Here is a 10157-nt window from a genome sequence, read left to right on the forward strand (position 1 = left end):
CTCGGTCTGCCCGTGGGCCCTCCGAGCGCTCCAGCTCTCGCCGTCCGCGCGGTCGACCCAGACGGTCTTGTCGGTCAGCCGCGCCGGGCCGAACGGGGTTCGCGAAAGCGACGTCCGCGGCGTCACGTCCGGAAGCGATGGCGATCCGGCCGCCGCGCGGCTCGGGCTGTGTCGCGTCGAACGTGTACCACCGGCCGTCGACGAACGCCTCGGACCAGGCCTAAGGGTCCATCGGGTCGAGCCCGTGGAGGTAGCCGACGGCCATCTAGGCCGGAATCGTCAACGCCCAGCAGAGCGCGACGCCGAGGAGCGTGGAGTCGCGTCGGACGCCCTGCCCGCGGTCCAGCGTCGTGAGCGCGTCCGCCGACGCGTCGCTCGCGCCACACGGGTACTCGACGTTCCCCTAGATCCAGGCGCGGATCGCCTCGACCTGGTCGTAGCCCGGCGCGGCGCCGTCGACGATCTCGAAGGCGCGGCCGGCGAGCCGATCATCGGCGTTCGCGACGGGCTCGCGGCTGGCTGGCCGGAACGGGCGCCTACGGGGCGGGATCCCCGCCCGGCGGCGCGTCCTCCGGATCCGCGTCGGGCCCGTGGAGCGCAGCGAGGAGTGCGGCCCGCGCCTCCCCCGGCGTCTCGGCCTCGCGGACGGCGTCGACGGTCGCGTCGTCGCGGAGCATCCGCGCCACAAGGGAGAGCCAGCCGAGGTAGCGCCGCGACGGCACGCGGTCCGGCACGACGAGCGCCAGCACCACGTGGACCGGCCCCGAGGCGCCCGGCATCGTCACGCCGTCGCGGCTCACGCCGACGCCCAGGACCGGCTCGTCCACCACCGGCGAGCGGAGGTGGGACAGGACGACGCCGGGACGGATCTCGGGCCGGGCGTCGGGGGGCACGTCGGCGAGCCGTTCCGCGACCTCGGCCGGGAGCGCGTCTCCGAGCGCCTGTCGGAAGAGGCCGGCCGGCTCGTCCGCGTGGAGACCGAGGCGGACGGAGTCGGGGCGGAGCCGGTCGAGGAAGGCCCGGTCGCCGCTCGTGAGGCCCGACGGGAGGATGGCCGAGACGGGCACCTGGCCGGGGAACACGACGAACAGCGAGAGGTCCGGGTGCCGCCGGGCGAGCACGCGGGGGAGCCGGTCGAGCGAGGCGCGCCACGCGATGGCGCCCTGCCGAGCCGAGATCAGCGCGAGCGCGTCGGTCGGGCGCAGCGAGGCGTCGAGCGTGGTGGGGAGGTCGCCCCACCGGTCGAGGGGTCGGACCTCGGGGGCCGGCCCGCCGCGCCGCGCGCGGGCGAACGCCTCCCGGACGGCCTCGGCGTACGGCGCCGGCGTGAGCGCGACGACCTCGGCGCCGGCGCGTGCCGCCAGTCCGAGGAGGGTCGCCGCCGCGGCCCGAAACCCGGGCTCGAGTTCGGCCAGGGGCGGCACGGCCACGAGCAGGCGCCGGATCGTCGCCGGCGGGCGCGTCTCGCGGGCGATGAGCACGGCCGTCGGCGTCTCGCGGAGGACGCGGTCGGGGACGCTGCCGAACAGGACGCGGGCCGCCGTCGCGCTCCCGTCCCAGCCCATGACCAGGAGCGACGCCCGCGTCTCGGCCGCGGCCCGGGCGAGGGCGCGCGCCACGTTCGACTCGACGCGGACGAGCGGGAGCACCGGCACCTCGGCCCCGGCGGCGTGGACGACGGCGGCCGACAGCGTCCGCTCCCCCATCGCCACGGCCGCCGACTGGTCCGGCCCGCCCTGCACGACGGTCACGGCCGCCAGCGGCGCCGCCGCGTCCGGCCCGCGGGCCAGCATCGCGAGGTCGACGAGCGCCTCGGCCGTCGCCGGGTTCGCCAGCGACACGAGCACGCGGTCGCGGGCGTCGCGGGCGTCCGGGACCCGCTCGGATGCCGCCTGCGCCAGCCGCCGCCCCGCCCGCTCGACGACGACCGGCCCGACCACGCACGTCACGAACACCATCGCGATCGTCCCGTTCAGCACGGCACCGTCGAACAGCCCGACCTCGACCCCGACAAGCACGGCCGCGAGCGTCGCCGCCGCCTGCGGGACCGTCAGACCGAACGCGAGGCGGACCTCGTCGGCCGAGAACCCGAACACGGGGCGCAGGAGGAGCGCCGCCGTGCCCTTCGTCACGAGCAGCGTCCCGGTCATCGCGAGGGCGACGGTCCACGCCCGGGCCGCGCCCGCCTCGGCGAACGCGCCGAGGTCGACGAGCATCCCCGTCGAGAGGAGGAAGAACGGGACGAAGAGCGCCGTCCCGAAAAAGCCGATCCGGTTCATGAGGGGCCCGCCCTCGGGCACGAGCCGGTTCAGCCCGAGCCCCGCCAGGAACGCCCCGATGATCGGCTCGACGCCGAGCGCCTCGACGCCGAGCGCGCACACGAACACGGCGGCGAGGACGAACACGAACTCGATCGTCGCGTCCTGCGCCGCGGTCCGGAAGAACCACGCGCCGAGCCGCGGGAGCCCCCACAGCACGATGCCGCCCACCACGAGCAGCGCCCCGGCCACGCGCACGAACACGAGCGCATCGAAGCCCCCGCCCTCCCGCGCCCCCGTCGCCACGACGGCGAGCACGAGGAGCGCGAGCGTGTCGGTCAGGATGGTCGCGCCGACGGCCGTCGTCGTGGCCCGCTCCTTCTGGAGCCCGAGGCGGGCCGCCGCGGGGTAGGCCAACAGCGTGTGGCTGGCGAAGACGCTCCCGAGAAGGACGGCGGCCGGCCACCCCATGCCCAGCACGAGCCGGCCGACGAGCGCTCCCACGATCTGGGGCAGCACGAACGTCGCCGCGCCGAACCCGAGGCTCCGCGCCTTCCCCTCCTCCAGCTCGTGGAGGTCGATCTCCAGGCCCGCCAAGAACATGATGTACAGGAGCCCGATGGTCCCGAGGAGGACCATCGTCGGGTCACGGTCGAGCACGCCGAGCGCGTGCGGCCCCAGCGCGACGCCGGCCGCCAGCAGCACGACGGCCGACGGCACGCCGCGCCGGGCGACGAGCGGCGCCGCCAGCAGGATGAGCAGCACGACCGTAAAGACGGCGACCGGCTCGGTAAGGGGGAGGTCGTGCATGCGAGCGGGGCGCCGGGAGACCACGCCCCCGCGGGCGCGCCCCGAACGACGACGCGGCCCGCCGGATCCCTCCGCCTCGGGGCGGTGCCGCGGGCACGCACGTCCCTCCCTGTCATCCCGAGGAGCGAGCGACGAGAGACCTGGCGTCCGCCTCCCCGGCGCGTCAAGGACCTAGGCGGCGGACGATCAGCGATCCCCCGCGTCGCCCAGGATGGCATGGTGAGGGGCCGAGGTCGAGGATTGAGAAACGCGACCTCCCCACCCCGCACGCGACCGAGGCGGACGTCCTCGAAAAAAAAGCCCCTCGGCCGGGCGGGCCGAGGGGCATCGAAGCGGGTTGCCGGATCCGCTACATGATCGAGCGGAACGTGGCCGGCAGGCCCGGCGATTGAGGCGTGGCGGCCTCGGGGCGGAGCGGCTCGTCGGGCGCATCCTGGGCGTCGGCGCCACAGAACGTCTCGAACGCCGTCTTGAGATCGGCGGCGATGGCGCTCGCCGAGCGGCCCTCGATGTGGCGGCGCTCGATGGCGAAGACGGGGTCGCCGTCCTTCAACAAGAACATCGACGGGCTCGACGGCTGGATCCCCGCGAGGTACTCGCGGAGGCGGCTCGTGGCCTCGGTGTCCTGGCCGGCGAAGACGGTCACGGTCCGGTCGGGCTGGGTCTCGACGCCCTGCGCGAGAGCGATGGCCGGGCGGGCGTTCGCCGCGGCGCAGCCGCACACGGAGTTGACGATGGCGAGCGTCGTCCCGCTCTGGGCCTCGTCGATGAGGGCATCGACGTCGTCGGCGGTGCGGAGCTCGCGGACGCCGAGGCGGGTGAGTTCGTCGCGCATGGGGGCGACGAGCGGTTCGGGGTACGGCATGGGTGGGGGGAAGAAGTCGGGGGTTCGGGAGGGACGCGGGCGGCGGCCTTGAGCTTACGACCGGCCCGTGTGGAGGTCGTCCAGCACGTCGCGCGCGTCGACGACGTCCAAGTCGCCGGCGAGCGGGACGTGGCGCTCGGAGAGTTGGCGGACGCGGTCGCGGGCCGCGTCGGCGAGCGGCTCGGTGAGGCCCGCGGCGCGGGCACGCGTGGCATCGGCGGCCCCTCGGGCGGTCCCGGCGAGGCGCTGGCGGGTCGCGCCGCCCGCGTCGGGCGCCAGGAGGAGGCCGATGCCCAAGCCCGCCGCGAAGGCGAAGCCGGCGAGCAGGAGACGGTCGGCGAGGTCGATCGGGCGCATGACGGTGCGGGCCTTTAGGTTCGGGGCGTGGAGGGCGATACCGGTAAGGTCTCCGTTCACTTGGGCCTAACCCGGCATTGACAGGAGGTCCGCGTGGGGGTTTCCCTCCCTTCACGGATTCAGCGTAGTTTCCTACGACCCCACCACCCCCGTTCCTTCCGCTTATGCCCTGGTCTCTACGCCGCGCGGCGTCCCTCGCCGCCGCCGTCGCGCTGACGGGTCTCGCAACTCCCGTCACCGCTCAGACCGGCCCCGGCGCTCCGACCGTCTCCGCAGCGCCCTCGCAGGACGCCTCGGAAACGGCCGCGCCCCGACGCCGGCCCCTCCCGCGCACCGCTCGCACGACGAGCGCCCGAACGCGCCCCACACCCCGTACCGCCCGCCGGGACACCATCCAGGTTCCGGTCGCCCCGGTCTCCTCGCGCCCCGAGATGCGTGAGATGGGCGCCGAGTCGGCCGTCCTCCGCGTCGCCCGCCGCGACGCGTTCCTCCGAGACGCCGCCCCGAACTGGCTCGGCATCCCCTACCGCTGGGGCGGCTCGACCCGCCGCGGCATCGACTGCTCGGCGTTCGTCCAGCAGTACGTCCGGGAGACGCTCGGCATCGAGCTCCCGCGGACGACGGCCAGCCAGCGCTACGAGGGCGTGCCGATCGAGGAGGACCAGCTCCAGGCCGGCGACCTCGTGTTCTTCCGCCGCCGCGGCGTCCGTCACGTCGGCGTGTACCTCTCCGAGGGCGACTTTATCCACGCCTCCTCGAGCCGTGGCGTGACGATCTCGAATCTGGCCTCCGATTACTGGACGCGGTACTACTGGATGTCGCGCCGGATCGTGACTGAGCCGTCCGGCCGGATGCCGACGCCCCGCTCCGGCGCCCGCGGCTAGGCCTCCCCGCCACCGCCGCCTTGCGCGTTCGGGCGGCGGCGGCGTTATCTTGTGCGTGTTCCCCGCATCCCGGCGCCCGCGTCGGGATGCGGTTTTTTTCCCGGTCTCTGCCGGCCCTGTCCGGACCTCATTCCTGCCATGAGCTCCACCGTCTACCTCACCGCCGAAGGGCTCCAGAAGCTCAAGGACGACCTCCATCACGCCAAGACCGTCGAGCGTCCGAAGATCTCTCAGGACATCGCCGAGGCCCGCGCCCAGGGCGACCTCTCGGAGAACGCGGAGTACGACGCGGCCAAGGAAGCGCAGGGCCTCCTCGAGGCGCGCATCGCCAAGCTGGAGACCACGGTCGCGAACGCCCGCGTCGTCAACGAGGACGAGGTCGACGCGTCGAAGGCGCGGATCCTCTCGAACGTCCGCGTGATGAACAAGAAGGCCAACAAGGAGGCGACGTACACGCTCGTCGCGGCCCAGGAGGCCGACCTCAAGCAGAACCGGATCTCGGTCGAGAGCCCGATCGGGAAGGCCCTCCTCGGGCAGGAGGTCGGCGACGTCGTGTCGGTGAAGGTGCCGGCCGGGACGGTCCAGTTCGAGATCCTCGACATCACGCGGTAAGGTGGCGCGCACCAAGAGCGGCCGGCGCGGACCGCTCGGGTGGCTCTGGGCGGTCGTCCGATGGACGGCGGCCGTCGTCGTCGGGTACGTCCTGGCGTGCGCGCTCCTCCTGCTCGCGTACCGCTGGATCGAGCCGCCGGCCACAACCGTCCAGCTCCAGCGGATCGTCGAGGCCGCGATCGCCGGCGAGCCGTTCGACCTCCAGTACCGGCCGGTGCCCGAGGCGGGCCAGGACGTGGACGTCCGCCACGCCGTCGTCGCGAGTGAGGACGCCCGGTTCTACACGCACGGCGGGTTCGACACCGAGGAGCTCCGCCGCGCCCGCGAGGACGCCATCCGCACCGGCCGCCCCATGCGCGGGGCGTCGACGATTACGCAGCAGCTCGTCAAGAACCTCTTCCTCACGACGCACCGCTCGGTGGTCCGCAAGGGGATGGAGATCCCGTTGACGTTCCTGGCCGAGTGGATCCTCCCGAAGGACCGGATCCTCACGCTCTACCTCGACGTGGCCGAGTGGGGCCCCGGCGTGTTCGGCATCGAGGCCGCCGCGGCGTACCACTACGGCACGTCGGCAGCGTCGCTGACGCGCGAGCAGTCGGCCCGGCTGGCGGCGTGCCTCCCCGCCCCGCTCGAACGCCGTCCGCAGGACATGGGCCGGACGTCGGCGCGCATCCTCACCCGCATGCGCCAGATGGGATGGTAGGTGAACTGGGAGATGTGCGATCGGGTGATTGCAGATCGGTCTCGACCGCGACGCATCGCCCTCCCCCCCGCCTGCGCACGACCCACGCGACCCCACCTCCGATCCTCAATCCTCCGATGGTCGACCTCCGTTCCGACACCGTGACCCGCCCCACCTCGGCGATGCGCAGGGCGATGGCCGAGGCCGAGGTGGGCGACGACGTGTTCGGGGAGGACCCGACGGTAAAGCGGCTCGAAGCACGCGTCGCGGAGATGCTCGGGAAAGAGGCCGCCCTCTTCGTGCCGTCGGGCGTGATGGGCAACCAGATCGCGATCCGCGTCCACACGCGGCCGGCGGACGAGGTCGTGGTCGCCGAGCGGAGCCACATCTATCACTACGAAGGCGCGGCGCCGGCGGCGCTGTGGGGCGTCCAGCTCCGTCCCGTCGGGGACCTCTCGGGCGTGCTGACCGTGCCCGACGTCGAGGCCGTCGTGCAGGGCGCGCACGACTGGGAGGCGCGGACGCGGCTCGTGTGCCTTGAGAACACGATCAACAAAGCCGGCGGAGTGGCCGTGCCACTCGACGCGATCACGCCCGTCGCGGAGGCGGCGCGAGCCCATGGGCTGGCCCTCCACCTCGACGGCGCCCGCCTGTGGAACGCGGCCGTCGCGCTCTGCGAGACGCCCGCAGCGCTGTCGGCGCCGTTCGACACCGTCAACGTGTGCCTGTCGAAGGGGCTCGGCGCGCCCGTCGGATCGGTGCTGGCCGGGCCGGCCGACCTCGTCCGCGAGGCGAGGCGCGTGCGGAAGCTCCTCGGCGGCGGGATGCGTCAGGTCGGCGTGCTCGCCGCCGCCGCCCTCGTCGCCCTCGACGACTTCGAGCGCGACGACCACGCGCTCGTCCGCGCCGACCACGCCCGGGCCCGGCGCCTCGCCGACGTGATCGAAGACGTAGGGCTCGCGCTCGTCCAACCGCCCGACACGAACATCGTCCTGTTCGAGACGCCCGAGCCCGCGTCCGAGGCCGTCGCGGGGCTGGAGGCGGCCGGCGTCCGGACGGTCGCGTTCGGCCCCCACGCCGTCCGCGCGATCCTCCACCGCGATGTCGACGCCGCCGCCGTCGAGCAGGCCGCTGGCGCGATCCGCCAGCGCTACCCCCGGTAAAACAGACCGTTGCCTGGGGGCCCGACTCACCTAACCCCAGGGAGAATCCCGACTTGGCCCGCGTCTGGAACCGCTTACTTCATCGAGGCTACACAGTGCCCTCCCCCGCACGCGATGTCTACGTGGTCTCAGGTGTTCGACGATGACCGGGTCCTCGAAGAGGCCCGGGGCAAGGCGCGTCGGTGCGTCGTCGTGTTCGCGCTCGTCGCCGGCGCCCTCGTCTCGGCCGCTCCCCTCGCGGCGCTGTGGGAGATCACCGACGCCGCGTCGGTCGCCATCTTCTGCGGCACGCTCCTCGCGCTGTGCGCGGCCGTCGCGATGGTGACGCTGGCCCGGGAGTACCGCCGCCTCTGGCGCATCGAGCTGTCCGTCCGCCGGTTCGTCGGACACGACGCGGCCGGGCGCCGACGCGTGGTCGCGTGGGCCAAGGTCGTCCGCCTCGACGTCCTCGACGATGGCCTCGTCGTGACCGGTCGGGACGAGGCCGGTCACGGCACTCAGCTCACGGTCTCGGCACGGATGCCGAACTACACGGCGCTCGCCCACCGCGCCGTCGAGTACGCCGAGGCGCACGGCCGCATGATCTGCATCGACGGCACGCCCGTCTCCGACCTCGACCTCGTCGCGCTCTTCCCGACGCTCTGCGAGACCATCAAGCGCGCGCCGTCCCGCCTCTGAGCGCACGGGAGGGACGAGGCGCACGGCGCCGCCCGCCTCGACGCCGTCGCCGAGGCGGACCGACGGGCCTCACGCCTCCAGGAACGCCGCGATCTCGTCGGCCTGGCGCTCGGCGTCGGCCTCGCCGATCTGGAGGAGGGCCTCGACGTAGGCCGGGTCGAACCCGAGCATCGAGAGCCAGTCGGGGCTCCGGCCGTCGCCCGACGACAGGCCGCCCATCACGAGGCGCATCGACGGCGGCAACCGGGGCTCGTAGCCGACCGCCAGCGTGGCCAGGTCGACCGACGGCCGGAGCACGAGGAGTTCGACCGGCCGGAACCCGTTCCACTCGCCGCGCGGCGTCGAGGCCACGAGCGCGTTGATCCGGCGGAGCGTCTGGGCGTCGCGGTCGAGGACGTCGAGGAAGACCGCGTTCATGAGGATGCCTAGGACGCGCGTCGGCGGTGGGTACGCGTCGACCTTGGGGGCGTCCGCCTCGGCACGGCTCGGGCCGTAGCGCGTGTTGACGACGAGGATCTTGTCGGCGCCGAGGTGGAGGGCCGGCGAGAGCGGGGCCGTCAGCCGGATGCCGCCGTCGCCGTACCAACCGTGGCCCAGCGCCTCGTTCTCGATGGCGACGGCCGGGAAGAAAAACGGGAGCGCCGCGCTCGCGAGCACGTGCTCGGGCTGGAGCTTCGTGCGGACGGCCCGGCGCATCGGTCGGTCCCACGGCTCGATCCCCTCGCCCTGGACCCACGTGACCGACTGGCCCGAGGTGTACGACGTCGTCGTGATGGCGAACGCGCCGAGGTGGCCCTCGCGGACGGCGCGGTCGACGCCCTCCATCGGCTCGCCGGCGGCCCCGAGGTGGCCCTCCACGAACTCCTTCAACGGCGTCGTGTCGAGGAAGCCCCCCTCGGCCGGCGGCGAGACCTCGTCGGGGCGGCGGACGAACCGGGCGAGTGCCTGGGGGACGGTCGGCCGGTCGAGGCGGTAGACGTGGTCGGCCCGGAGGTCGCGCCAGACGTCCACCAGCCGGTCGACGGCGACGGGGAACGGGTCCTGCGCCGAGGCGGCCAGGAACGCCCCGTTGAGCGCGCCGGCCGAGACGCCCGTGAGGATGTCCGGCCGGAAGTCGGGCGCGAGGCGGGCGAGGCCGCGGAGGACGCCGGCCTGGTACGCCGCCCGCGCGCCGCCGCCGGTCAGCGCGAGCGCGGTCCCGCCCCCCCCGCCCGGCGGCGGGCCGGGTTCGTCGAGCTTGAGGCCGTCGAAGAGGCGGGCGATGCGGTCGAACACGGTGTGGGGGGACGCCGGCCCAAACCTACCCCGACCGCGGGCCTACGCCATCACGCCGTCGGCCAGCGTCTCCATCAGCGACTGGCGCGTGAAGGGCTTCGAGATGTAGGCGTTGAACCCCGACTCGAGCAGCCGCTCGCGGTCGCCGGGAAGCGCGTAGGCCGTGAGCGCGATCGCGAACACGCCGTCGTAGCGGGGCAGCGAGCGCGCGATCCGGAGGACGTCGGCGCCGGTCTCCTTGCCGCCGAGGTTGATGTCGAGGACGAGGCCCGAGAACCGCCGCTGGTTCATCGCCAGCAGCGCCGACCGCGCGTCGCCGACGGCCGTCACGTCGTAGGTCGAGCGGAGGATCCGCTCGAGGAGCATCCGGGTGTCGTCATTGTCCTCGACCACGAGGATGGTCGGGCGCCCGTCGCCGGAGGGCTCGGCGACGATCTCGGCGTCCTCGGGGGGCGCGGCCTCGGGGATCGTCGGGGCGGTAGCCGGCGGAACGGACGGCTTGGCGCGGACGATCATCACGGGGTCGTCGGCGTCGAGGGTGGCCGCCTCGGGGGCGGGCTCGGCCTTCGCCCT

10 protein-coding genes are annotated in these 10157 nt (G+C 73.9%); 5 read left to right on the forward strand and 5 right to left on the reverse strand.

Going from position 1 to position 10157, the window contains the following annotated elements:
• Window positions 1-536: 536 nt before the first annotated feature.
• The 3 genes from BSZ37_RS17845 to BSZ37_RS22210 form a co-directional block, all read right to left on the reverse strand.
• The gene (locus tag BSZ37_RS17845) at window positions 537-3068 is read right to left on the reverse strand and encodes a cation:proton antiporter domain-containing protein (protein WP_095511855.1); all 2532 of its coding nucleotides are present in this window, start codon (window positions 3066-3068) and stop codon (window positions 537-539) included.
• 349 nt (window positions 3069-3417) lie between these two features.
• Window positions 3418-3933, reverse strand: coding sequence for a BrxA/BrxB family bacilliredoxin (locus BSZ37_RS17850; RefSeq protein WP_095511856.1), 516 nt, complete (start codon window positions 3931-3933; stop codon window positions 3418-3420).
• A gap of 54 nt (window positions 3934-3987) precedes the next feature.
• Complete coding sequence (locus tag BSZ37_RS22210) at window positions 3988-4290, reverse strand: YtxH domain-containing protein (protein WP_095511857.1); 303 nt, start codon at window positions 4288-4290, stop codon at window positions 3988-3990.
• 431 nt (window positions 4291-4721) lie between these two features.
• Between BSZ37_RS22210 and BSZ37_RS22575 the strand changes: the two genes are divergently transcribed.
• The 5 genes from BSZ37_RS22575 to BSZ37_RS17880 all read left to right on the forward strand — a co-directional run bounded on the left by BSZ37_RS22575 (window position 4722) and on the right by BSZ37_RS17880 (window position 8309).
• Window positions 4722-5174 carry an NlpC/P60 family protein gene (locus tag BSZ37_RS22575; protein ID WP_095511858.1) on the forward strand — a complete coding sequence of 151 codons (453 nt, stop codon included), beginning with the start codon at window positions 4722-4724 and terminating at the stop codon, window positions 5172-5174.
• A gap of 138 nt (window positions 5175-5312) precedes the next feature.
• The gene (gene greA, locus BSZ37_RS17865; protein WP_095511859.1) at window positions 5313-5786 is read left to right on the forward strand and encodes a transcription elongation factor GreA; all 474 of its coding nucleotides are present in this window, start codon (window positions 5313-5315) and stop codon (window positions 5784-5786) included.
• Window position 5787: 1 nt separating this feature from the next.
• Complete coding sequence (mtgA, locus tag BSZ37_RS17870; protein ID WP_095511860.1) at window positions 5788-6489, forward strand: monofunctional biosynthetic peptidoglycan transglycosylase; 702 nt, start codon at window positions 5788-5790, stop codon at window positions 6487-6489.
• Between the two features lie 116 nt (window positions 6490-6605).
• Window positions 6606-7631, forward strand: coding sequence for a threonine aldolase family protein (locus tag BSZ37_RS17875; protein WP_095511861.1), 1026 nt, complete (start codon window positions 6606-6608; stop codon window positions 7629-7631).
• Window positions 7632-7745: 114 nt separating this feature from the next.
• Window positions 7746-8309 (forward strand): hypothetical protein, encoded by a 564-nt coding sequence (locus tag BSZ37_RS17880; protein ID WP_095511862.1) that lies wholly within the window; start codon window positions 7746-7748, stop codon window positions 8307-8309.
• Window positions 8310-8378: 69 nt separating this feature from the next.
• Here BSZ37_RS17880 and BSZ37_RS17885 read toward each other — a convergent pair whose 3' ends face one another.
• Together BSZ37_RS17885 and BSZ37_RS17890 are read right to left on the reverse strand one after the other, a co-directional pair.
• Window positions 8379-9584: a patatin-like phospholipase family protein gene (locus tag BSZ37_RS17885; RefSeq protein ID WP_095511863.1), complete on the reverse strand. Its 1206-nt coding sequence runs from the start codon at window positions 9582-9584 to the stop codon at window positions 8379-8381.
• A 42-nt stretch (window positions 9585-9626) separates the two neighbouring features.
• On the reverse strand, window positions 9627-10157 hold a 531-nt coding region (locus tag BSZ37_RS17890; protein ID WP_095511864.1), incomplete at its 5' end, for a response regulator.

Source organism: Rubrivirga marina, from assembly GCF_002283365.1.
Taxonomy (GTDB): domain Bacteria; phylum Bacteroidota; class Rhodothermia; order Rhodothermales; family Rubricoccaceae; genus Rubrivirga; species Rubrivirga marina.